General features: G+C 63.8%; 17 protein-coding genes. 16 read left to right on the forward strand and 1 reads right to left on the reverse strand.

The annotated features are described in order from the left end of the window. Window positions 1–49: 49 nt before the first annotated feature. From CupriaWKF_RS06285 to ltrA, 4 genes are all read left to right on the forward strand, one after another. The gene (locus tag CupriaWKF_RS06285; RefSeq protein WP_276100690.1) at window positions 50–604 is read left to right on the forward strand and encodes a DUF4124 domain-containing protein; all 555 of its coding nucleotides are present in this window, start codon (window positions 50–52) and stop codon (window positions 602–604) included. A 4-nt stretch (window positions 605–608) separates the two neighbouring features. Next, a complete protein-coding gene (gene glnL / locus CupriaWKF_RS06290) occupies window positions 609–1,790 on the forward strand; it encodes a nitrogen regulation protein NR(II) (RefSeq protein WP_276100126.1) in 1,182 nt (393 codons plus the stop codon). Window positions 1,791–1,882: 92 nt separating this feature from the next. Then, the gene (gene ntrC / locus CupriaWKF_RS06295) at window positions 1,883–3,433 is read left to right on the forward strand and encodes a nitrogen regulation protein NR(I) (RefSeq protein WP_276100127.1); all 1,551 of its coding nucleotides are present in this window, start codon (window positions 1,883–1,885) and stop codon (window positions 3,431–3,433) included. A gap of 459 nt (window positions 3,434–3,892) precedes the next feature. Continuing rightward, window positions 3,893–5,257 carry a group II intron reverse transcriptase/maturase gene (gene ltrA, locus CupriaWKF_RS06300; protein ID WP_276100660.1) on the forward strand — a complete coding sequence of 455 codons (1,365 nt, stop codon included), beginning with the start codon at window positions 3,893–3,895 and terminating at the stop codon, window positions 5,255–5,257. Window positions 5,258–5,334: 77 nt separating this feature from the next. Here the strand turns inward: ltrA and CupriaWKF_RS06305 are convergent, their stop codons facing one another. Beyond that, window positions 5,335–6,135: an HAD-IIB family hydrolase gene (locus CupriaWKF_RS06305; RefSeq protein WP_276100128.1), complete on the reverse strand. Its 801-nt coding sequence runs from the start codon at window positions 6,133–6,135 to the stop codon at window positions 5,335–5,337. Between the two features lie 187 nt (window positions 6,136–6,322). On the opposite strand from CupriaWKF_RS06305, the gene ugpB reads away from it, so the two are divergent. The 12 genes from ugpB (at window position 6,323) to ccoN (ending at window position 23,092) form a co-directional block, all read left to right on the forward strand. Continuing rightward, window positions 6,323–7,639, forward strand: coding sequence for a sn-glycerol-3-phosphate ABC transporter substrate-binding protein UgpB (gene ugpB / locus CupriaWKF_RS06310; RefSeq protein ID WP_276100129.1), 1,317 nt, complete (start codon window positions 6,323–6,325; stop codon window positions 7,637–7,639). Window positions 7,640–7,753: 114 nt separating this feature from the next. Then, on the forward strand, window positions 7,754–8,635 hold the full coding sequence (gene ugpA, locus CupriaWKF_RS06315; RefSeq protein ID WP_276100130.1) for a sn-glycerol-3-phosphate ABC transporter permease UgpA: 882 nt from the start codon (window positions 7,754–7,756) through the stop codon (window positions 8,633–8,635). A 16-nt stretch (window positions 8,636–8,651) separates the two neighbouring features. Next, complete coding sequence (gene ugpE / locus CupriaWKF_RS06320) at window positions 8,652–9,500, forward strand: sn-glycerol-3-phosphate ABC transporter permease UgpE (RefSeq protein WP_276100131.1); 849 nt, start codon at window positions 8,652–8,654, stop codon at window positions 9,498–9,500. Between the two features lie 41 nt (window positions 9,501–9,541). After that, the gene (locus CupriaWKF_RS06325; RefSeq protein ID WP_276100132.1) at window positions 9,542–10,642 is read left to right on the forward strand and encodes a sn-glycerol-3-phosphate import ATP-binding protein UgpC; all 1,101 of its coding nucleotides are present in this window, start codon (window positions 9,542–9,544) and stop codon (window positions 10,640–10,642) included. A 2-nt stretch (window positions 10,643–10,644) separates the two neighbouring features. After that, on the forward strand, window positions 10,645–11,421 hold the full coding sequence (gene ugpQ / locus CupriaWKF_RS06330; protein ID WP_276100133.1) for a glycerophosphodiester phosphodiesterase: 777 nt from the start codon (window positions 10,645–10,647) through the stop codon (window positions 11,419–11,421). A gap of 310 nt (window positions 11,422–11,731) precedes the next feature. Next, a complete protein-coding gene (locus CupriaWKF_RS06335) occupies window positions 11,732–14,584 on the forward strand; it encodes a 2-oxoglutarate dehydrogenase E1 component (RefSeq protein ID WP_276100134.1) in 2,853 nt (950 codons plus the stop codon). A gap of 87 nt (window positions 14,585–14,671) precedes the next feature. Continuing rightward, window positions 14,672–15,916 (forward strand): 2-oxoglutarate dehydrogenase complex dihydrolipoyllysine-residue succinyltransferase, encoded by a 1,245-nt coding sequence (gene odhB, locus CupriaWKF_RS06340; RefSeq protein ID WP_276100135.1) that lies wholly within the window; start codon window positions 14,672–14,674, stop codon window positions 15,914–15,916. Between the two features lie 98 nt (window positions 15,917–16,014). After that, the gene (gene lpdA, locus CupriaWKF_RS06345; protein ID WP_276100136.1) at window positions 16,015–17,439 is read left to right on the forward strand and encodes a dihydrolipoyl dehydrogenase; all 1,425 of its coding nucleotides are present in this window, start codon (window positions 16,015–16,017) and stop codon (window positions 17,437–17,439) included. A gap of 150 nt (window positions 17,440–17,589) precedes the next feature. After that, window positions 17,590–18,687 carry a cell division protein ZapE gene (gene zapE / locus CupriaWKF_RS06350; RefSeq protein ID WP_276100137.1) on the forward strand — a complete coding sequence of 366 codons (1,098 nt, stop codon included), beginning with the start codon at window positions 17,590–17,592 and terminating at the stop codon, window positions 18,685–18,687. Window positions 18,688–18,941: 254 nt separating this feature from the next. After that, window positions 18,942–21,356, forward strand: coding sequence for a heavy metal translocating P-type ATPase (locus CupriaWKF_RS06355; protein WP_276100138.1), 2,415 nt, complete (start codon window positions 18,942–18,944; stop codon window positions 21,354–21,356). Window positions 21,357–21,358: 2 nt separating this feature from the next. Further along, window positions 21,359–21,505, forward strand: coding sequence for a cbb3-type cytochrome oxidase assembly protein CcoS (ccoS, locus tag CupriaWKF_RS06360; RefSeq protein ID WP_011298204.1), 147 nt, complete (start codon window positions 21,359–21,361; stop codon window positions 21,503–21,505). A 138-nt stretch (window positions 21,506–21,643) separates the two neighbouring features. Continuing rightward, window positions 21,644–23,092, forward strand: a complete 1,449-nt coding sequence (ccoN, locus tag CupriaWKF_RS06365; RefSeq protein ID WP_276100139.1) for a cytochrome-c oxidase, cbb3-type subunit I — start codon at window positions 21,644–21,646, stop codon at window positions 23,090–23,092.

Below are 23,092 nucleotides of genomic sequence, written 5' to 3' on the forward strand. Positions count from 1 at the left end.
GACTTTCCGTTCAACCCTATCGCTGATGTTCATGAACGTGTTCCCACACATGGCCAGGCTGATCAAGCCGTTGCACCGATCCAGTGTACGACTCCCCATCCTGGTGTCTGCCGCGCTGCTGGCAGCCGCTGCGTGGAGCCAGTTGGTGCAGGCGCAGTCCTCCGATGTCTACGTCTGCGTCGGCCCCAATGGTGTGCCGGAATATCGCAACGGCAGCGCGGGCAAAGGGTGCAAGCGACTGAACCTGCCGGATGTGGTCACAGTGCCGGGCGGACGTACCTCGGCGCCGGCGAAGGCCGCCGCGACATCGGGTGGAGCCGCCGGCGGCGCAGCGGCGACCAACGGCTTTCCGCGCGTGGACAGTGCCACGCAGAAGAGCCGCGACAGCGAACGGCGCACTGTGCTGGAGCAAGAACTGCAGGCTGAGGACGCCAAGCTGGCGGCGCTGCGCGCCGAGTACAACAACGGCCAGCCCGAGCGCCAAGGCAATGAACGGAACTATCAGCGCTACCTGGATCGTACGGCGGGACTGCGCGATGACATCGCCCGCAGCGAGGCCAACGCCGCGTCCCTGCGCCGTGAGCTTTCCAACCTGAAGGACTAGTCTTATGCGTCGCCTGATTCGCAGTGTGTCGCGCAGGGGCGGCGGCGCTGACGCCGCCCATAGCGACATCGCCGGCCAGGCTCAACCGGTCAATGGCCCGGACAGCGGTCAGGTGTCGCCGCTTGGGACCGTAGCCCTGCATTCAGGCCTCGATGTCGTGGCCAATCCCGTTTTGCTGGTCAGGCAGCCGGGCCTGCGCGTGGCCTATGCCAATCCGGCCGCCGAATCGACCTTCGCGGTGTCGCGCAAGGCCATGGCGGAGCTGGCGCTGCCGGACCTGTTCGGACAGTCCGAAGAATTGCAGGGCATGATCGATACGGTGATCACGCGCCAGTTCGACGTGCGGCGCCAGGACCTGGTGCTGCGTCCGCCCCTGCAAGAGCCGATCCATGCGCATGTGGTGATCGGCGCGCTCGAGGCGTTCGGCGATACCGTGCTGGTGGAGATCCTGCTCAACGAGCAGAAGGTCCGCAGCGATCGGGAAGAGCGCATCCTCGACCTGACTTCCGCCAACAAGGAACTGATCCGGAATCTGGCGCACGAGATCAAGAATCCGCTGGGGGGCATCCGCGGCGCGGCGCAGTTGCTGGAATTCGAGCTGCCCGAGCGGGCGCTACGCGAGTACACGCAGGTCATCATCAAGGAGTCGGACCGTCTGCAGACGCTGGTGGACCGGCTCTTGGAGCCGCATCGCCACCCGCATATCGTGTCGAGACTGAATATCCATGAAGTGCTGGAGCGCGTGCGCTCGGTCGTGCTGGCCGAATTTCCCAACGGCCTGGACATCGTGCGCGACTACGACGCCAGCCTGCCCGAGTTGCGCGGCGACATGGAGCAACTGATCCAGGCCGTGCTGAACATCGTTCACAACGCCGCGCAGGCGTTGGCCGAGCGCATTGCTCGCGGCGATGCGCAGATCGTCCTGCGAACCCGCGTCGCGCGCCAGGTCACGATCGCCAAGCGTCTGTTCAAGCTGGCATTGGACTTGCATGTGATCGACAACGGCCCGGGAATTCCCGATGACATCCGCGAACGCATCTTCTATCCGCTGGTATCGGGCAGGGATGGCGGTAGCGGTCTCGGTCTCACACTCGCTCAAACCTTCGTGCAGCAGCACGAGGGCTTGATCGAATGCGAGAGCAGGCCGGGTTGTACCGACTTCCGCATCCTGCTGCCGCTGCACTAGCTGTCCCGCCGGCATCCGCGATCGATTGATGCACTTGCCGCCAGGCCGGGCATGCGGAAGACCAAATGACACCGAGCAGACAAGCGACGCACATGAAGCCGATCTGGATAGTCGACGACGATCAATCAATCCGCTGGGTACTTGAAAAGGCCCTGGCCCGTGAAAGCCTGCTCTCCCGCAGCTTTACCAATGTCCGTGACGTGCTTGCGGCGCTGGAAGACGATGTCCCGCAGGTCCTGATATCGGATATCCGCATGCCGGGCGGATCCGGCCTGGACCTGCTGCAGGCCATCAAGGCCAAGCACCCGGGCCTGCCCGTCATCATCATGACGGCCTATTCGGACCTAGATAGTGCCGTCGCGGCGTTCCAGGGCGGGGCCTTCGAATACCTGGCCAAGCCTTTCGATGTCGACAAGGCCGTCGAGCTGATCCGCCGCGCGCTGGAGGAGAGCCTGCGCGAGGGGGAGCTGGATGACCGGCTCGTCGATGCGCCTGAAATCCTCGGCCAGGCGCCCGCGATGCAGGATGTGTTCCGCGCCATCGGGCGCTTGTCGCAGTCGAACGTGACGGTGATGATCACCGGCGAATCCGGTACCGGCAAGGAACTGGTCGCGCGCGCCCTGCACAAGCACAGCCCGCGCGCGAATGGACCGTTCATTGCGCTGAACACGGCCGCTATTCCGAAGGACCTGCTTGAATCGGAGCTGTTCGGGCACGAACGCGGCGCGTTCACGGGCGCGCAAACCATGCGCCGTGGTCGCTTCGAGCAGGCCGAGGGCGGCACGCTGTTCCTCGACGAAATCGGCGACATGCCGTTCGATCTGCAGACCCGGTTGCTGCGCGTGCTGTCGGATGGAAACTTTTATCGCGTGGGCGGACACAATCCATTGCGTGCCAATGTGCGGGTCATTGCCGCTACGCACCAGAACCTGGAGTTGCGCGTCAAGGAAGGCCTGTTCCGCGAGGACTTGTTCCATCGCCTGAACGTGATCCGGCTGCGGCTGCCGCCGCTGCGCGAGCGGCCGGAAGACATCACGCTGCTGGCCCGGCATTTCCTGCAGAAGAGCGCGAAGGAGCTGGGCGTGGAGCCCAAGCGCATGTCCGACGAGGCGCTGGCCTATGTCAGCACGTTGCCGTTCCCGGGCAATGTGCGCCAGCTCGAGAACCTCTGCAACTGGCTGACCGTGATGGCTCCGGCCCAGACCATCGAGGTCAAGGACCTGCCGCGCGAAATGATCGGGACGGGCAGTGCCGAAGGCGCGCCGGCCGTGCATCGTGCCGCCGAGGCGCGCTCGCCGTCAGCCGAGTTCGCTGCTGGCCATGACCTGTCGGACTACGGCGGCCTGGCCACGCCGGTTGCCGAATCGGAAACCCTGACGGCGGTGCGGCCCGTCACGGCACCCGCAGTCTCCGCGCCGGCTTCCTTGACTGCCGGATGGGAAAACCTGCTGGCCGGCGAGGCGCGCGCGATGCTGGAATCCGGGCAGCCCGAGGTGATGGATGCGCTGACCCGCCGGTTTGAAAAGGCCGTGCTCGAAGCCGCGCTGGGGGTCACGCGTGGCCGCCGCGTGGAAGCCGCCACGCGCCTGGGCATCGGGCGCAACACCATTACGCGCAAGCTGCAGGAGCTGGGCTTCGATTAAGGCGGAAGGCGTCGAGTGAGTCGTGAAGAAGGCCGGGCTCGCCCGGCCTTCTTCATTGCGTGCGCCCAGCATGGGCGCACTCTTGTGGGTGCAAGTCCCACCGTAAGTTGATCACAGCGAACGAAGCGAAGCGCAACTGCGTGAGGGTGACCGAGCGTGGGGAGGAAGCGTGGAGCGAAGCTGCGAGCCGAGGGACACGAACCGGATAGAAGGCGGTGCCGACCAGGACGAGCGGGCGCAATTCCGCGAAGTTCTTGTGATCAAGGGGAGGCGGCGTAAATCCGGCGGTTGTGCAGCGAAGGAGTGCGTTCTTACCTGGGGACGCCCCGCCTTGCGCCTGAAAGGGCGACGGCGTCGAGCCGGAGCGGGGTCTCAGCAGAGGTCATATTAGTTGGGGGTAGCGCCGGGAAGGCTCGAGTCCACCGACGAAGGACCGAACGAGAGGGAGTGTTCGAAGCCGTGTCGATGCAACAGGCATTGCGTCAGAAGCCCGCGCGAGCGGGGCGAGCGAGGGAAACGGACGGTGAAGCCGGCCGGGAACTCGCTCGTGACGAAGCCGGCGGCCCGCGACGCGAACCGGAGGACACAGGGTCGGCGCTGCTGGCAGCGGCGCTGACGCGAGAGAACCTGAAGCAGGCGTTCAGGCGGGTCCGACGCAACAAGGGTGCCGCTGGCGTAGACGGTCTGGATATTGATCAGACCGCTCGCCATCTGGTGTCGGCGTGGCCGGAGATTCGCCAGCAACTGCTCAAGGGGACGTACCGGCCCAGTCCGGTACGGCGGGTAACGATTCCGAAGCCGGACGGAGGCGAGCGTGAGCTTGGTATCGCGACGGTGACGGATCGGTTGATCCAGCAGGCGCTGTTGCAGGTATTGCAGCCGATTCTGGACCCTACCTTCAGCGAGCATAGCTATGGCTTCCGTCCCGGCAGGCGTGCGCACGACGCGGTGCTAGCCGCACAGTCGTACGTGCAATCGGGTCGGCGAATAGTGGTGGACGTGGACTTGGAAAAATTTTTTGACCGAGTCAACCACGACATCCTGATTGATCGCCTACAGAAGCGCATCGAGGACCCCGGAGTCATCCGGCTGGTCCGGGCGTATCTGAACAGCGGGCTGATGGATGGCGGGGTGGTGCTGCAACGGTACGAGGGCACGCCGCAGGGCGGTCCCCTGTCGCCGTTGCTGGCCAACGTGCTGCTCGATGAGGTGGACAAGGAGTTGGAGTGCCGAGGCCATTGCTTCGTGCGCTACGCCGACGATGCGAACGTGTACGTTCGCAGTCGGAGGGCGGGCGAGCGGGTGATGGCGCTGTTGCGGCGGCTGTACGGCAAGTTGCGCCTGAAGGTCAACGAGGCAAAGAGCGCGGTGGCGAGCGCGTTTGGCCGCAAATTCCTCGGCTACAGCTTCTGGGTAGCCGCAGGAGTGGTCAAGCGCAAGGTGGCCGTTAAGCCGCTGCTGACGTTCAAACAACGCATCCGCGAACTGACCGGTCGCTCAGGCGGCCGGAGTCTACGTGCGGTCGTGGAGCGGCTGCAGCCATATGTACGGGGTTGGAAGGCCTACTTCCGGCTGGCGCAAACACCTCATGTCTGGCGAAAGCTGGACGAATGGATGCGTCATCGGTTGCGCGCGATCCAACTCAAGCATTGGCGCTACGGCACTACGATCTACCGGGAATTGCGGGCGCTGGGGGCTGCGCATGCGACAGCCCAGCGGGTGGCGGCCAACAGCCGCTGCTGGTGGCGCAACAGCGATGGCGAGCTAAACCGCGTGCTGAATATCGCCTTCTTCGACCTACTGGGGATGCCTCGCCTTGCTTAACCTCAACCTCTCGAACCGCCCGGTGCGGACCCGCATGCCGGGTGGTGTGGCAGGGGCGCAGCCCGGATGGCTGCCTCCTATGCCGATTGGTTGCGCGTGGCAAGCAGTAGCGCCGCCATCTCGGCGAAGCCCTCGCCGCCGCTGGCCTCCGTCACGTAGCCCGGCGCGACTGGCAACTGCGCCAGGATCTCGCGCACATTGGCCACGCCGACCGAAAGCGGGAAATGGGCGAACATGCTTGCATCATTGGCCGAATCACCGATGAACAGCCATTCGTCACGCCCGGTGTCAAGGTCTTCGCCAAGCAGTTCGGCGGCGCACAGCCGGCTCATGCTCAGCTTGTCATGTCGGCCGAACCAGCCGTTGACGTGGATGGAGCTGACCGTGGCGGTCATGCCGGCATCGTGCATGAGCCGGACGATATGGGTCACGGCGTCCGCGGGCAGCGGCGCGACGTCTTCCGCATGGTCGATGGCCAGGTCCGCCGCGTGCCAGGCCTGGTCGGATGCGAGCGCGCTGCCGGGCACCTCGCGCAAAATGTGCTCGCCCAGTGCGCGGATGCGCTCCAGGTTGCGGGCGCGGATTGGGGCGTCGTCGAGGAAGCGCGTCAGCAGCCGGCCATTGCGCAGGTGGGAATAGAACGCGCCGTTCTCGCCGATGATGGCATCCACCGGCCAGAGCCGGACCAGGATCTCGGCCCACGCGATACAGCGCCCGGTGACCGGGATGACATGCATGCCGGCCTGCGACAGCTGTTCCAGCGCCAGTCCGGCGCACGCCGGCAGCCTGCCGCCCGTGGTAAGGGTGCCGTCGATGTCGGTCAGGATGCCGCGTACGCGGCGCAGGGCAGAGGCGGGGAGGTTTCGCAACGGTTGCATGGCTTCGCATTGTACTGGCGGCGCGGCGCCGGTCCGCTGAGGTTGCGGTGCAGCATGTTGCGAACTCGTGGTTTTGCTGAATTGATCCTCTAGGTGCGACAGGCGTAACATGCCTCTGTCACAAAAAGCACATAGATTCGCTCGATTCCCGACGCAGCGGACAAAACCGACTCAGGAGAGACCACCCATGTCCTTTTCCCGTAGTGTGCTGAAGATCGCCGTACTGGCCGCCCTGGCCGGGGCTGGCAGTGCCCAGGCAGCGGTCGAGATCCAGTGGTGGCATTCCATGGAAGGCGCCTTGAACGACAAGGTGAATGCCATTGCCAGCCAGTTCAACGCCAGCCAGTCCGACTACAAGATCGTGCCCGTCTACAAGGGCCAGTACGACGAATCGCTGGCGGCCGGCATTGCGGCGTTCCGCTCGGGCAACGCGCCAGCCATCCTGCAGGTGTTTGAAGTGGGCACTGCCACCATGATGAATGCCAAAGGCGCGATCAAGCCGGTGGCTACGGTCATGAGGGAGGCGGGCGAGAAGTTCGATCCCAAGGCCTATATTCCGGCTGTGGCTGGGTACTACACGTCGAACAAGGGCGAGATGATGTCGTTCCCGTTCAACAGTTCGACCACGGTCATGTACTACAACAAGGACGCCTTCAAGAAGGCCGGCCTTGATCCCAACAAGCCACCTGCGACGTGGCAGGAAGTGGCGACCGACTCGGCCAAGCTGAAGGCTGCGGGCGCTTCGTGCGGCTACACCACTGACTGGCAGTCGTGGGTACAGCTTGAGAGTTTCTCGGCCTGGCACAACGTACTGTTCGCCACGGAAAACAATGGCTTCGGGGGGCCGGGTGCGCGCCTGGTGTTCAACTCGCCGTTGCATGTGAAGCACATCGCCAATCTGCTCGACATGGCGCAGAAGGGCTACTTTGTCTACGGTGGCCGCAAGGACGAGCCGAAGGCCAAGTTCATCGCCGGGCAATGCGCGATGCTGACGGGTTCGTCGGCGGCGCTTGCCAATATCCGCAAGAACGCCAAGTTCGACTTCACGGTAGCGCCGTTGCCATACGAGCAGGGCGTGCCGGGCGCACCGCAGAATACGATCATCGGCGGTGCATCGTTGTGGGTGATGGGTGGCCGCAAGCCCGAGGAGTACAAGGGCGTGGCCAGGTTCTTCTCATACCTGTCGCGCCCCGATGTCCAGGCCGACTGGCACCAGTCGACGGGCTACCTGCCGGTGACGGTGGCGGCCTATGAGCTCACCAAGAAGTCCGGCTATTACGAAAAGAACCCGGGCGCGGACGTCGCGGTCAAGCAGATGATCGTCAAGACCACGGACAAGTCGCGCGGCATCCGCCTGGGCAACTTCCCGCAGATCCGCAGCGTGATCGACGAAGAACTCGAGGCGGTCTGGTCGGGCAAGAAGCAACCCAAGGAGGCGCTCGACGCCGCCGTGGCGCGTGGCAACGAACTGCTGGAGCGCTTCCAGAAGACCGTACGCGAATAACTCGCCAGTTCGTGTAGCGGGGCGAGGGCTGCGGCAGCCGACATTGCGACTGACCGGCCTTTGCCCGTTGTTCATGCGAGGCGGCATAGTGGCCGCCGCGGCACGAGATGTCTTATGGAAAAACGGGTTGTCTTCCGCTCATCGTGGCTGCCTTATCTGCTGGTGTTGCCGCAGATGGCGGTCACGCTGATCTTCTTCTTTCTTCCTGCCGGGCAGGCGCTGTACCAGTCGGTGCTGCAGCAGGATGCATTCGGCATCGATCTCCAGTTTGTCGGGCTGGATAATTTCCGCGCGCTGGTGAATGACGGTGAATACCTGCACTCCATGCAGGTCACGGCCGTGTTCGCGGTGGGCGTGACGCTGCTGGGGCTCTCCGTTTCCTTGCTGCTGGCGTACTTTGCCGACCGCGTGGTGCGCGGCGCAACGGGGTACAAGACGCTGCTGATCTGGCCCTATGCGGTGGCACCGGCTGTGGCAGGCGTGCTGTGGATGTTTCTCTTCAATCCCACGTTGGGCGTTGTGTCCTACGCTTTGCACGCCGTCGGCATGAACTGGAATTTCCTGCTCAACGCCGACCAGGCCATGGTGCTGGTGGTGATCATCGCCGCGTGGAAGCAGATCAGCTACAACTTCCTGTTCTTCCTGGCCGGCTTGCAGAGCATTCCCAGATCGCTGATCGAGGCGGCGGCGATCGATGGCGCCGGACCCTGGAGGCGCTTCTGGTCGATCGTGTTTCCGCTGCTGTCGCCGACCACGTTCTTCCTGATGGTGGTGAATGTGGTGTACGCGTTCTTCGACACCTTTGCGATTATCGATGCGGTGACGCATGGGGGGCCGGTCAACGCGACCAATACGCTGGTGTACAAGGTCTACCACGACGGCTTCCGCGGGCTCGATATCGGCGGCTCGGCAGCGCAGTCGGTGGTGCTGATGGGGATCGTGATCGCGTTGACGGTCGTGCAGTTCCAGTACGTGGAACGCAAGGTGCAATACTGAGAGGGCGGGCTGCAAGATGGTGGAACGAAGACCTTTGCTCGATGTGCTTTCCCACTTGGTGCTGCTGCTCGGCGTGGGCATCGTGGCCTTTCCGGTTTATGTGACCTTTGTCGCCTCGACGCTGACGGCGGATGAGGTGTTGCAGGCGCCCATGACCTTGCTGCCGGGTGGCCACTTGCTGGAGAACTACAGGACGGTCCTGGTAGCCGGTGTTGGCAATGCCGCATCGCCCGTGGCCACCATGATGAAGAACAGCCTCATCATGGCGCTCGGCATCGCGCTGGGCAAGATCGCGATCTCCATCATCTCGGCCTTTGCCATCGTCTATTTCCGCTTTCCGTTGCGCAAGACTTTTTTCTGGCTGATCTTCATCACGCTGATGCTGCCGGTGGAGGTTCGCATCCTGCCGACCTACAAGGTGGTATCGGACCTTGGCATGCTGGACAGCTACTTTGGGCTGACGATTCCCATCATCGCGTCAGCGACCGCCACGTTCCTGTTCCGGCAGTTCTTCCTGACCATACCCGATGAGCTGGCCGAAGCGGCACGCATCGACGGAGCGGGGCCCTTGCGCTTCTTCTGGGACGTGGTGCTGCCGCTGTCTCGCACGAGCATCGCGGCACTGTTCGTGATCCAGTTCATTTATGGATGGAACCAGTACCTGTGGCCGCTGCTGATCACCACGCAGAAATCGATGACGCCGGTGGTAGTGGGCGTCACGCAGATGATCTCTCGCTCGGGCGATGCGGCCACGGACTGGAACCTCGTGATGGCCACCGTCATGCTCGCGATGGTCCCGCCGGCGGTCGTCGTCCTGCTGATGCAGAAGTGGTTCGTCAAAGGGTTGGTCGAAACCGAGAAGTGAGCGCGTGATCCGATTCACGCAGGCTGTACAGGAACAGGACAATGGCAAAACTGTCGCTTCGCAATGTTCAGAAGACCTATGCCGGCAACGTCAAGGTCGTGCACGGTATCGACATGGAGATCGCCGATGGCGAGTTCATCGTGATCGTGGGGCCGTCCGGGTGTGGCAAGTCGACGCTGCTGCGCATGGTGGCAGGGCTGGAGACCATCACCGCCGGCGACGTCCATATTGGCGACAGGATCGTCAACCAGCTGGAACCGGCGGAGCGGGATATCGCCATGGTGTTCCAGAACTACGCGCTCTACCCGCATATGACCGTGTACGACAACATGGCGTACGGGCTCAAGATACGCGGCATGGCCAAGGTCGAGATCGGGCAGCGCGTCAGGCACGCGGCGGGTATCCTGGAACTGGCGTCGCTGCTGGACCGCAAGCCCCGGCAGTTGTCCGGCGGGCAGCGCCAGCGCGTGGCGATGGGGCGTGCCATCGTGCGCGAACCATCGGTGTTCCTGTTCGATGAACCGTTGTCGAACCTCGATGCCAAGCTGCGCGTGCAGATGCGACTGGAACTCAAGGAGCTGCACCGGCGCCTGGGAACCACCAGCTTGTACGTGACGCATGACCAGGTGGAGGCCATGACGCTGGCCGACCGCATGATGGTGCTCAATGGCGGGCGCGTCGAGCAGATCGGCACGCCGCTGGAAGTCTATACCCGCCCGGCGAGCACCTTCGTGGCCGGCTTCATCGGGTCGCCGCCGATGAACCTTGTGCCGGTTGTGCGCAACGGCGAGGCGGGCGGGGCGCAGATGCGAGTCGTCGGCAAGGAGGGGGATGCCAATGGCGGCGCAACGCTGGGTCACCTGCCCATGGGGCTGCATCTGCCAGCGGAGGCGCTGCTGGGCCTGCGGCCGGAGCACATCGAGCCTTGTGCCGCGCATGACGCAATTGCCGAGGTGGACGTGCGCGTGGTCGAGGCCCTGGGCGCTGACTCCTTTGCCTATGGATCGCTGGGCGGGCAGCCTATCGTCGTGCGGCTGGACAGCCATGCCCGGGTGCGCGCCGGCGACAAGCTGCCGGTGACGTCGTCGGGGGACCATCTGCACTTTTTCGATGCCCAGACGGGCAAGCGCATCGAGGCCTGAGCATGGAAAAGCAAACGAACGGGCCGGTCAGTCCAGTCAGTGCCGATAATTGGCCGTATCCGCGTCATATTGCGCATCGGGGCGCGGGCAAGCTGGCACCGGAAAACACCCTGGCGGCATTTCGGCTCGGCGCCTCTTTCGGCTATCGAATGTTCGAGTTCGACGTCAAGCTGACCGCCGATGGCAAGCCGGTGCTGATGCATGACGCTACCCTGGACCGCACCACCTCCAGCAGTGGCCGCCTCGACAGCCTTACCCTGGGCGAGGTTGCGCAGCTTGATGCCGGCGGCTGGCACAGCCCGGCTTACGCTGGGGAGCCGGTGCCCACGCTGGCCGCCATTGCGCGCTATACCCGGGCCAATGGCTATCACATCAATATCGAGATCAAGCCCATGCCTGGCCGGGAAGTGCTGACGGGTGCAGCGATTGCCCTCGATGCGCTGACATTGTGGCGTGGTGCAGCGGTGCCGCCGTTGCTGTCCTCATTCTCCGAGGAGGCCCTCGCTGCCGCGCGCCGCGTTGCCCCGGAACTGCCGAGGGCGCTGCTGTTCGACAAGCTGCCCGCGGACTGGCTCGGCCGCTTGCACGACCTCGGCTGTGCCGCGCTGGACGCCAACCATCGCGTGCTCAGCGAAAGCATCATCGCCGATGCCCATGCTGCCGGCTTCGGGGTGCTGAGCTACACCGTCAACGATCCCGACCGGGCAGCCCAGCTGCTTGCCTGGGGCCTGGATGGCCTGATCACCGACGCGGTCGATCTCATCCCGCCAGCTGTCTGACTGTTGTGGAAATGTCATGAGTAAAGCGAATTGATGTGGAAATCAATTTCGCATCGCGAAAAGTCCACATTGCGCATAAGCAAACGTGCTATTCTTACCGCCGTGAAGACTTAGGTCCTTCCCCGCACAACTTGCCCTTTCGGGCCTTGTGACGGCACTTTCACTTCGGCGCCCTCGTGGTGCCGTTTGTCCAAGGGCCGTCCGTTGGGCTCCCAAGAGTTGTTTGCAATCCGCTAACCGGTCAAGCCGTGTCGCGGAAGGTTGAATAACCCGCTGAACTCCGGCATTCCCGGAGAAAAGTGAGCGTCCCATGATGCAGCAGTATCAGAGCAATTCGTATCTCTTCGGCGGCAACGCCCCGTACGTTGAAGAGCTGTACGAAGCCTATCTCCAGAACCCGACTTCGGTTCCCGACAACTGGCGCGCGTATTTCGACGCGATGCAGAACGTCCCCGCTGTCGACGGTTCCAATTCGCGTGACGTCCCGCACGCTCCCATCGTCGCCTCGTTCGCCGAGCGCGCCAAAGCTGGCCCCATCAGGACCATCGTTGCCTCGGCCGATTCCGATATGGGCCGCAAGCGCGTCGCTGCCACCCAGCTGATCGCCGCCTACCGCAACATCGGTTCGCACTGGGCCGACCTGGACCCGCTCAAGCGCCAGGAGCGTCCGCCCCTGCCGGATCTGGACCCGGCTTTCTATGGCTTCTCCGAAGCTGACCTCGATATCGTCTTCAATGCCAGCAACACCTACTTTGGCAAGGAGTCGATGAGCCTGCGCGAGTTGCTGAACAACCTGCGCGAAACCTACTGCGGCACCATCGGCGCCGAATTCATGTACGTGAGCGACCAGGCGCAGAAGCGCTGGTGGCAGGAACGCCTGGAATCCACGCGTTCCAAGCCGGTCTTCACGCTCGAAAAGAAGAAGCACATCCTGGACCGCCTGACGGCGGCCGAAGGCCTGGAGCGCTTCCTCCACACCAAGTACGTTGGCCAGAAGCGCTTCTCGCTGGAAGGTGGCGAGAGCTTCATCGCCGCGATGGACGAGCTGATCCAGGAATCGGGCAGCAAGGGTGTGCAGGAAATCGTGATCGGCATGGCCCACCGCGGCCGCCTGAACGTGCTGGTCAATACGCTGGGCAAGATGCCGGCCGACCTGTTCGCCGAATTCGAAGGCAAGCACGTCGATGACCTGCCGGCCGGCGACGTCAAGTACCACAAGGGCTTCTCGAGCGATGTCTCGACCCCGGGCGGCCCGGTTCACCTGTCGCTCGCGTTCAACCCGTCGCACCTGGAAATCGTCAACCCGGTGGTCGAAGGCTCGGCCAAGGCCCGCCAGGAACGCCGTGGCGACGTCGGCCACAAGGAAGTGCTGCCGGTGCAGGTGCACGGCGACGCCGCCTTTGCCGGCCAGGGCGTGGTGATGGAGACGCTGAACCTCGCGCAGACCCGCGGCTACGGCACGGGCGGCACGATGCACATCGTCATCAACAACCAGATCGGCTTCACCACTTCCGATCCGCGCGACGCCCGTTCGACGCTGTACTGCACGGACGTGGTCAAGATGATCGAGGCTCCGGTGCTGCACGTAAACGGCGACGATCCCGAGGCCGTGGTGTACGCCATGCAGCTGGCCGTGGACTTCCGCATGGAGTTCAACAAGGATGTCGTGGTCGACATCATCTGCTTCCGCAAGCTGGGTCACAACGAGCAGGACACCCCGGCCGTCACGCAGCCGCTGATGTACAAGAAGATCAGCCAGCACCCGGGCACGCGCAAGCTGTACGCCGACAAGCTGGTTGCGCAGAACCTGGTCCCGGCCGAGTTCGGTGACGAGAAGGTCAAGGAATACCGCGCCGCAATGGACGCCGGCAAGCACACTGCCGACCCGGTCCTGTCGAACTTCAAGAACAAGTTCGCCGTGGACTGGATGCCGTTCCTGAACCGCAAGTGGACCGACGCCGCCGACACCGCCGTGCCGGTGACCGAACTGAAGCGCCTGGCCGAACGCATCACCACCACGCCCGAGACGCTGAAGCTGCACCCGCTGGTGGAGAAGGTCGTCAAGGACCGCGCCAACATGGGTCGCGGCGAGCAGCCGCTGGACTGGGGCATGGGTGAGCACCTGGCCTTCGCTTCGCTGGTGTCGTCGGGCTATCCGGTGCGTATCACCGGCCAGGATGCCGGCCGCGGCACCTTCACCCATCGTCACGCCGTGCTGCATGACCAGGCCCGTGAGCGCTGGGATGCCGGCTCGTATGTGCCGCTGCAGAACGTGTCGGAAAACCAGGCACCGTTCACGGTGATCGACTCGGTGCTGTCGGAAGAAGCCGTGCTCGGCTTCGAATATGGCTACTCGGCCGCCGAGCCGAACGCGATGGTGATCTGGGAAGCCCAGTTCGGCGACTTCGTCAACGGCGCCCAGGTGGTGATCGACCAGTTCATCTCGTCGGGTGAAGTGAAGTGGGGCCGCGCCTCGGGTCTGACCCTGATGCTGCCGCACGGCTACGAAGGCCAGGGTCCGGAGCACAGCTCGGCGCGTATCGAGCGTTTCCTGCAGCTTTGCGCGGACCACAACATGCAGGTCTGCCAGCCGACCACGCCGGCCCAGATCTTCCACTTGCTGCGCCGCCAGATGATCCGTCTGTTCCGCAAGCCGCTGGTGATCATGACGCCGAAGTCGCTGCTGCGTAACAAGGACGCCGTCTCGCCGCTGTCGGATCTGGCCAAGGGCCACTTCGAGACCGTGATCGCGGACCAGGAAGAACTGAACGCCAGCAAGGTCAAGCGCGTGATCATGTGCTCGGGCAAGGTCTACTACGACCTGGTCAACACGCGCAAGGAACGTGAGGCGAATGACGCTGCCATCATCCGTCTGGAACAGCTGTATCCGTTCCCGCACAAGGCAGTGGCTGCAGAGCTCAAGAAGTACCCGAACGCCACCGAAATCGTGTGGTGCCAGGACGAGCCGCAGAACCAGGGTGCCTGGTTCTTCGTGCAGCACTACATCATGGAAAACATGACGGAAGGCCAGAAGCTCGGTTATGCCGGTCGCCCCGCATCCGCTTCGCCGGCGGTGGGCTACTACGCAAAGCACAACGAGCAACAGAAGGCGCTGCTGGACGCAGCTTTCGCCAAGCTCAAGGGCTTTGTCCTAACCAAGTAATTGTGGCAGCACGGCGGCGCTCGCAGGTGACCGCCGTGTTCTTTTCTGCCTGAAGAACAAAACGCATACATCGAGGAATTCACAACCATGGCTATTGTTGACGTCAAGGTTCCGCAACTGTCCGAATCGGTCGCCGAAGCGACCATGCTGAACTGGAAGAAGAAGCCTGGCGAAGCTGTCGCCCAGGACGAGATCCTGATCGAGATCGAGACCGACAAGGTCGTGCTGGAAGTGCCGGCCCCGTCCGCCGGCGTGCTGTCGCAGATCGTCAAGAACGATGGCGACACCGTCGTGGCCGATGAGATCATCGCCAAGATCGATACCGAAGCCACCGCTGGCGCCGCTGCCCCCGCAGCCGCCGCACCGGCACCGGCCGCTGCTGCCCCGGCACCTGCCGCCGCGGCCGCTGCTCCTGCCGCCGGCGCCGTTGCCATGCCTTCGGCTGCCAAGCTGATGGCTGAAGCCGGCCTGTCGGCTGGCCAGGTTGCCGGCACCGGCAAGGATGGCCGTATCACCAAGGGCGACGTGCTCGGCGCCTCGGCTCCCGCCGCCAAGGCTGCTCCGGCTCCTGCCGCTGCCAAGCCGGCCCTGCAGCAAGTCGCTGCCAACGTGGACTTTGCCGCCCTTGGCGACCGCCCGGAAGAGCGCGTGCCGATGAGCCGCCTGCGCGCCCGTATCGCCGAGCGCCTGCTGCAGTCGCAAGCCACCAACGCCATCCTCACCACCTTCAATGAAGTGAACATGAAGCCGGTGATGGACCTGCGCAACAAGTACAAGGACCGCTTCGAGAAGGAACACGGCGTGAAGCTGGGCTTCATGTCGTTCTTCGTCAAGGCAGCAGTCCATGCGCTGAAGAAGTTCCCGCTGATCAACGCCTCGATCGACGGTAACGACATCGTCTACCACGGCTACTTCGACATCGGTATCGCCGTCGGTTCGCCGCGTGGCCTGGTCGTGCCGATCCTGCGCAATGCCGACCAGATGAGCCTGGCCGACATCGAGAAGAAGATCGCCGAGTTCGGCGTCAAGGCACGTGACGGCAAGCTGTCGCTGGAAGAGCTGACCGGCGGTACCTTCTCGATCTCCAACGGCGGCGTGTTCGGCTCGATGCTGTCGACCCCGATCATCAACCCGCCGCAATCGGCCATCCTGGGCGTGCACGCGACCAAGGACCGCCCGGTGGTGGAAGACGGCCAGATCGTGATCCGCCCGATGAACTACCTGGCCATGTCCTACGACCACCGCATCATCGACGGCCGCGAAGCCGTGCTGGGCCTGGTCGCGATGAAGGACGCGCTGGAAGACCCGTCGCGCCTGCTGCTGGACCTGTAAGAAACGGTCCCCCCGCGCGCCTGCCGCGCGGGGTGCGCTCCCCAGTGTTGACGGTGCGCACGGCACATGCTGCCGATGGCGCCCACAAAGGAATTTCCATGAGCAAACAATTCGACGTGCTGGTGATCGGTGCCGGCCCCGGCGGCTATATCGCCGCGATCCGAGCCGGTCAGCTTGGCCTGAACGTGGCCTGCTGCGAAGGCAACGCCTACGACGATCCCAAGAACGAACCGCGCCTGGGCGGCACCTGCCTGAACGTGGGTTGCATTCCCTCGAAGGCGCTGCTGGCTTCCTCGGAAGAATTCGAGAACGCCCAGCATCACCTGGCCGACCACGGCATCACCGTGGGCGACGTCAAGGTCGACGTGTCCAAGATGCTCAAGCGCAAGGACGACATCGTCGGCAAGATGACCAAGGGCATCGAGTTCCTGTTCCGCAAGAACAAGGTGACGCTGCTCAAGGGCTACGGCAAGTTCGTCGGCAAGACCGCTGAGGGCTTCCAGGTCGAGATCGCCGGTGAAGTCGTGACTGCCAAGCAGGTCATCATCGCCACCGGTTCCAAGGCTCGCCACCTGCCGGGCATCAAGGTCGACAACGACCTGGTCAGCGATAACGAGGGCGCGCTCAAGTTCCCCGCAGTGCCGAAGAAGCTGGGTGTGATCGGCGCCGGCGTGATCGGCCTGGAGCTGGGTTCGGTGTGGCGCCGCCTGGGTTCGGACGTGACCGTGCTGGAAGCGCTGCCCGCCTTCCTGGGCGCCGCCGACGAAGGCGTGGCCAAGGAAGCCCAGAAGCAACTGACCAAGCAGGGCCTGAAGTTCAGCCTCGGCGTGAACGTGAACGAAGTGACGACCGGCAAGAATGGCGTCACCGTCAAGTACACCGACAAGGATGGCGCCGCGCAGACGCTGGAAGTCGATCGCCTGATCGTGTCGGTCGGCCGCGTGCCCAACACCGACAACCTGGGCCTGGACGCTGTCGGCCTGGCGGTCGATCAGCGCGGTTTCATCGAAGTGGACGAGCACTGTGCCACCAAGGTGCCGGGGCTGTGGGCCATCGGCGACGTGGTGCGCGGCCCGATGCTGGCGCACAAGGCTGAGGACGAAGGCGTGGCCGTGGCCGAGCGCATCGTCGGCCAGAAGCCGCACATCGACTACAACTGCGTGCCGTGGGTAATCTACACCTTCCCGGAAATCGCATGGGTCGGCAAGACCGAAGCCCAGCTCAAGGCCGAAGGCCGCGAGTACAAGGCGGGCCAGTTCCCGTTCATTGCCAACGGCCGTGCACTGGGCATGGGCCACTCGGACGGCTTCGTCAAGATGCTGGCCGACGCCAAGACCGACGAGATCCTGGGCGTGCACATCGTTGCAGCCAACGCGTCGGACCTGATTGCCGAAGCCGTTGTGGCGATGGAATTCAAGGCCGCGAGCGAAGACATCGGCCGCGTCTGCCATCCGCACCCGTCGATGTCGGAAGTCATGCGCGAAGCCGCGCTGGCCGTCGACAAGCGACAGCTCAATATGTAAGGCAACTGCCCGCATTTGCCTGAGCACCGGCGCGCCGCAACAGCGGCGCGCCGTTTTCACTTGCGAACCATGCCGGATCGAGACGACCGGGCATGGCCGAGGAGGGTGCGGCCGCACTTTCCGCGCGCAGTCCAGAACGAAACAGCCAGCATGAACGTCAGCGAGTACTACGAGAAGGAACTGAAGGAACGCGGCTACCATTCCGACGAGGCGCAACTGCGCGCCGTGGCCCGCCTGCAGCAGTGCTATGACGAATGGGTGGCCTACAAGAGCCGCCGCAGCAGTGCCATCCGCAAGCTGCTGGTGCGCCCGGAAGTGCCCAAGGGCGTGTATATGTGGGGCGGGGTGGGGCGCGGGAAGTCCTTCCTGATGGACAGCTTCTATACCTGCGTCCCGGTAGTGCGAAAGACGCGCCTGCATTTCCACGAATTCATGCGCGAAGTGCATCGCCAACTGGAAGAGCTGCGCGGCCGGCCCGACCCGCTGGACGAACTGGCCAAGCGGATTGCGAGGCGCTACCGCCTGATCTGCTTCGATGAATTCCATGTCAATGACGTCGCCGATGCGATGATGCTGCACCGGCTGCTGCAACAGTTGTTCGAGAACGGCGTGCAGTTCGTCATGACGTCCAATTACCGGCCCGACCTGCTTTACCCGGACGGGTTGCACCGCGACCGTGTGCTGCCGGCCATCGCGTTGCTCCAGCAGAAGCTCGACGTGCTCAATGTCGATGCCGGGATCGACTATCGCAAGCGCGCTTTGGAACAGGTGGAGGCCTATCACACGCCGCTCGATGCCAAGGCGAATTCGGCGCTCCGCGATGCCTTTACCGCCATCGCTGGCGTGGCGGACGAGTCGCCGCTGCTGCATATCGAGCATCGCGAGTTGCGCGCGCTGCGCAAGGCCAATGGCGTGGTCTGGTTCGACTTTGCCACGCTGTGCGGCGGCCCGCGCTCGCAGAATGACTACCTGGAGCTGGCCTCCCAGTTCCATACGGTGATTTTGTCGGATGTTCCACGTATGACGCCGAGGATGTCTTCGGAAGCACGTCGTTTCACGTGGCTGATCGATGTGTTCTACGACCACAAGGTCAAGCTGCTGATGTCGGCCGAAGTCCCGGCGGATGAGCTTTACGTCGAGGGCCAGATGGCCAATGAATTTCATCGAACGGTGTCGCGCATTATCGAGATGCAGTCACGGGAGTATCTGGAAGCCGAGCGCCGGACCATGGACACCTCGCTGACCTGAGCGTTGCGCGCCGGGTCTGGTCAGCCAGCCCGGCCGCTCTTGACTTAAATCAAGGCCGATATGGAGATCGGCATATACCCTCCAACGGGTAAAAAAAGATCTCCATGTCCGCCCCGAACGCCAGTCTTCTTGCCGACGCCCCGTCGTCCGCATTCCAGCAAGCCCCCGCCAGTCGCTCTGCGCCTGTGATGGCGCAGCATGCCGCGCAGCCGGCATGTTTCCATTGCGGCCAACCCGTGATTGCAGGCCAGGAAATGTCCGAGGACTTGGACGGCCAGCGGCGCGTGTTCTGCTGTGGCGGTTGTCAGTCGTTGGCACGCACGCTGCACTCCGCCGGCTTTGCCCATCTCTATGGCGACGAAGCGCGCTTTGCCCGGCCCATCGACGATGCCGCAAGGCGGGAATCGGAGCCCGTATGGGCCGCCTACGACACGCCGGAGTTGCGCAGCCAGTTCGTGCGGCCGCTCGATGGCGGTCGCGCCGAGATCACGCTGGCCCCTGAGAATATCCGCTGTGCGGCGTGTGCGTGGCTGATCGAGCAGCATCTGGGACGCCTGCCCGGTGTCGAATCCACGATTGCGAATGTGGCGACACGCCGCGTTGTCGTGCGCTGGCGCGAGGCGGATCAGGCAGTTTCCGGCTTGCTCGCCGCGCTTGCCGATATCGGTTACGTAGCCTGGCCATTCGAAGTTTCCCGCAGCGACCAGGCCGACCGCCGCGCCCGGCGAAGCTTGCTGATGCGCATGGCCGTGGCCATGCTCGGCATGATGCAGGTGATGATGTACGCATGGCCCATCTACTCCCATGAGGCCACCATCGACCCCGGCCAGCTTCAGTTGATGCGCTGGGCCAGCCTGGCGCTGACGCTGCCAGTCGTTTTCTATTCCGCTTCGCCAATTTTCTCCGGTGCCTGGCGTAGCCTGCGCCAGCGGCACATGGGCATGGATGTGCCCGTCGCGCTTGGTGTTGCTGCCGGGTTTGCCGCCAGTGCGGTGGCGACGGTACGGGGAGTGGGGGAGGTTTACTTCGATTCGGTGACGATGTTTGTCGCCTTCCTGCTGGCAGCCCGCTATCTCGAGTTGCGTGTGCGGCAGGCGTCGCGCAGCGGCGCAGAAATGCTGGCGCGACAGTTGCCGGCCACGTGTGAGCGGCTTGGCGCGGACGGCTCGGCCGCGGAGCGCGTACCGGTTGCGCGCTTGCGGCAGGGCGACCGTATCCGTGTCAGGGCAGGCGAGATTATCCCGGCCGATGGCACCATCGTTTCGGGTGCCAGTGAACTTGACGAATCCATGCTGACCGGCGAGAGCCGGCCCGTGCACCGCACCGTGGGCGACGCTGCGCTGGCCGGCTGCTACAACACGGCCAGCCCGCTGGAAATCTCGGTTGACCGCGTCGGCGCGGGCACTCGCCTGGCCGAAATCGTGGCCGTGCTGGACCGCGCACTGGCGGAAAAGCCGCGGCTTGCGGCCCTGGCCGATCGTGTTGCCGGCTGGTTCGTCGCGACGCTGCTGGCGCTGGCGGCATTGACCGGCATCGTATGGGCGCTCTGGATCGATCCTTCGCGAGCCTTGCTGGTCACTGTCGCGGTGCTTGTCGTCAGCTGTCCGTGCGCGCTTTCGCTGGCCACGCCGGCGGCGTTGGCAGCGGCTGGCGCGGCGTTGTCCCGGCGCGGCCTGCTGCTAACCCGGTCGCACGCGTTGGAGACGCTCGCGCGCGTGACAGATGTCGTACTGGACAAGACCGGCACCCTCACAGAGGGGTGTTTTGTCCTAACAGGGCAGCAAATGCTCGGGGTGGCGCCTGCCGACTATTGCCTGGCACTGGCGGCGGCCCTGGAAGCGGACAGCGAGCATCCGATTGGACGGGCCTTTGTCGGCGCGGCTGCAGAGGCAGGCATCGATGGCGGTCTGCTGTCCGTGGCCGCCGTGGCCAATGTGCCGGGACAGGGCGTTCAGGCGGAAATTGACGGCAAGCGTTACCGCCTGGGGCGTGCCGCCTTTGTGGCTGAGATCGGCAGGTCAAACGTCACGGCGGCGATGCGGGAAGCGGACGCCGCACGGATTCCTGGCGCGACGCAAGTATGGCTTGGCGCGGAAGACGGCATGCTGGCCATGTTCGATCTGTCCGACCGGGCACGAGAATCGACTCCGCAACTGCTTGAAGCGCTGCGCCGATATGGCGCGCGTTGCCATCTGGTCAGCGGCGACAGCGTCGCGACGGTGCAGTGGTGGGCTTCGCACTTCGGCATGGAGTGCGCCCGCGGCGCGGTATCCCCCGAAGGCAAGCGTGAGTATGTCGCGCGGCTCCAGCGCGAGGGCGCCGTGGTGCTGGCTGTGGGCGACGGCATTAACGACGCGCCCGTGCTGGCACAAGCGCAAGTGTCCATCGCCATCGGCAGTGGCGCGCCGCTCGCGCAGGCAGGGGCTGACGCCGTCCTGACGCACGGAAATGTGGCCGAAATCGCCCGGGCGATCGAGCTGGCACGGCAGACCCGCCGCGTAGTGCGGCAGAACCTTGGCTGGGCCTTCTTCTACAACGTGCTTGCCATCCCGCTGGCGGCCTCGGGTTTTGTCACGGCATGGATGGCCGGAATTGGCATGTCGGTATCGTCGCTGCTGGTGGTGGCCAATGCCTGGCGCCTGCTGCGCGCGGGCAGAAAAGGAGTCTAGGAATGGAAACACTGTACCTGCTGGTGCCCATGAGCCTGGTTCTTGTCGTTGTCATCGCCGGTGCCCTCTGGTGGGCCCTGCACGCCGGCCAGTACGACGATCTCGACAGGCCCGGGGAAGCCATTCTGCTGGACAACGACAAGCCCTGAAAGGGCGCCGCCGACTTGCCGTGCCGAGATAGGTTCAAGGGGGCACCTGTGCAACTTGATAAAGATCAACGCGGCAAGAGCGCTGGTTACATACAGTCACAACGTCAATCGGTTTATCTTTCTTATGTGGGGGTCTGAATGGATGTCTCAGCCGCGTCTTCACGCGTCGACACCTTCAATTACGGCGTCGTAAGGCAGTTCGCTGTCATGACGGTAGTCTGGGGGATCGTCGGCATGGCCGTCGGTGTGCTACTGGCAGCACAGCTGATCTGGCCGGATCTCAACTTCAATACGCCATGGCTGTCATTCGGCCGGCTGCGACCGCTGCATACCAATGCGGTGATCTTTGCCTTCGGCGGCAGCGCGCTGTTTGCGACCTCGTACTATGTGGTGCAGCGTACCTGCCAGGCCCGCCTGTTCTGCGGTCCGCTTGCGGCCTTCACGTTCTGGGGCTGGCAGTTGGTGATCGTCGCGGCTGCCATCACGCTGCCGCTTGGCATCACCAGCTCGAAGGAATATGCCGAACTGGAATGGCCGATCGACTTGCTGATCACCGCCGTATGGGTGGCCTATGCCATCGTCTTCTTCGGCACCATCGTCAAGCGCAAGACCCGGCATATCTACGTCGCCAACTGGTTCTTCGGCGCGTACATCCTGACCATCGCCATCCTGCATATCGTCAACAACATCGAGATGCCGGTGTCGATGTGGAAGTCCTATTCCGCCTACGCTGGCGTGCAGGATGCCATGATTCAGTGGTGGTACGGCCATAACGCCGTCGGCTTCTTCCTGACAACCAGCTTCCTGGGCATGATGTACTACTTCATCCCGAAGCAGGCGGAACGGCCCATCTACTCGTATCGCCTGTCCATCGTCCACTTCTGGGCGCTGAACTTCACCTACATGTGGGCCGGCCCGCACCACCTGCAGTACACCGCACTGCCTGACTGGGCGCAATCGCTGGGCATGGTGTTCTCGCTGATCCTGCTGGCGCCGTCCTGGGGTGGCATGATCAACGGCATCATGACGCTGTCGGGTGCCTGGCACAAGCTGCGCACCGATCCGATCCTGAAGTTCCTGGTCGTGGCGCTGTCGTTCTACGGCATGGCGACGTTTGAAGGCTCGATGATGTCGATCAAGACCGTCAACGCGCTCTCGCACTACACGGACTGGACCATCGGACACGTGCACTCGGGCGCGCTGGGCTGGGTGGCGATGATTTCCATCGGCTCGCTCTATTACCTGATTCCGCGCCTGTTCGGCGAGAAACAAATGTACAGCGTGCGACTGATCGAGTGGCACTTCTGGATCGCCACCATCGGCGTGGTGCTCTATATCGCCTCGATGTGGATCGCCGGTGTGATGGAAGGCCTGATGTGGCGCGCCACGCAGCCGGACGGCACGCTGACCTACGCATTCGTTGAGGCGGTCAAGGCGAAATATCCGTTCTACCTGATCCGTCTGCTTGGCGGAATCTGCTTCCTGTCCGGCATGCTGCTGATGGCCTACAACGTCGCGAAAACCATCATCGGCAAGCGCGCGGTGGATGCGCCGATTCCGGCCAGCATTCCTGCCTCTGCCCACTGA

Origin of the sequence: Cupriavidus sp. WKF15 (genome assembly GCF_029278605.1) — a bacterium.
GTDB lineage: Bacteria > Pseudomonadota > Gammaproteobacteria > Burkholderiales > Burkholderiaceae > Cupriavidus.

Coding starts and splice junctions, on each gene's coding strand:
- CupriaWKF_RS06285 (WP_276100690.1), top strand. CDS start 50: ATGGCCAGGCTGATCAAGCCGTTGCACCGATCCAGTGTACGACTCCCC.
- glnL (WP_276100126.1), top strand. CDS start 609: ATGCGTCGCCTGATTCGCAGTGTGTCGCGCAGGGGCGGCGGCGCTGAC.
- ntrC (WP_276100127.1), top strand. CDS start 1,883: ATGAAGCCGATCTGGATAGTCGACGACGATCAATCAATCCGCTGGGTA.
- CupriaWKF_RS06305 (WP_276100128.1), bottom strand. CDS start 6,135: ATGCAACCGTTGCGAAACCTCCCCGCCTCTGCCCTGCGCCGCGTACGC.
- ugpB (WP_276100129.1), top strand. CDS start 6,323: ATGTCCTTTTCCCGTAGTGTGCTGAAGATCGCCGTACTGGCCGCCCTG.
- ugpA (WP_276100130.1), top strand. CDS start 7,754: ATGGAAAAACGGGTTGTCTTCCGCTCATCGTGGCTGCCTTATCTGCTG.
- ugpE (WP_276100131.1), top strand. CDS start 8,652: ATGGTGGAACGAAGACCTTTGCTCGATGTGCTTTCCCACTTGGTGCTG.
- CupriaWKF_RS06325 (WP_276100132.1), top strand. CDS start 9,542: ATGGCAAAACTGTCGCTTCGCAATGTTCAGAAGACCTATGCCGGCAAC.
- ugpQ (WP_276100133.1), top strand. CDS start 10,645: ATGGAAAAGCAAACGAACGGGCCGGTCAGTCCAGTCAGTGCCGATAAT.
- CupriaWKF_RS06335 (WP_276100134.1), top strand. CDS start 11,732: ATGATGCAGCAGTATCAGAGCAATTCGTATCTCTTCGGCGGCAACGCC.
- odhB (WP_276100135.1), top strand. CDS start 14,672: ATGGCTATTGTTGACGTCAAGGTTCCGCAACTGTCCGAATCGGTCGCC.
- lpdA (WP_276100136.1), top strand. CDS start 16,015: ATGAGCAAACAATTCGACGTGCTGGTGATCGGTGCCGGCCCCGGCGGC.
- zapE (WP_276100137.1), top strand. CDS start 17,590: ATGAACGTCAGCGAGTACTACGAGAAGGAACTGAAGGAACGCGGCTAC.
- CupriaWKF_RS06355 (WP_276100138.1), top strand. CDS start 18,942: ATGTCCGAGGACTTGGACGGCCAGCGGCGCGTGTTCTGCTGTGGCGGT.
- ccoS (WP_011298204.1), top strand. CDS start 21,359: ATGGAAACACTGTACCTGCTGGTGCCCATGAGCCTGGTTCTTGTCGTT.
- ccoN (WP_276100139.1), top strand. CDS start 21,644: ATGGATGTCTCAGCCGCGTCTTCACGCGTCGACACCTTCAATTACGGC.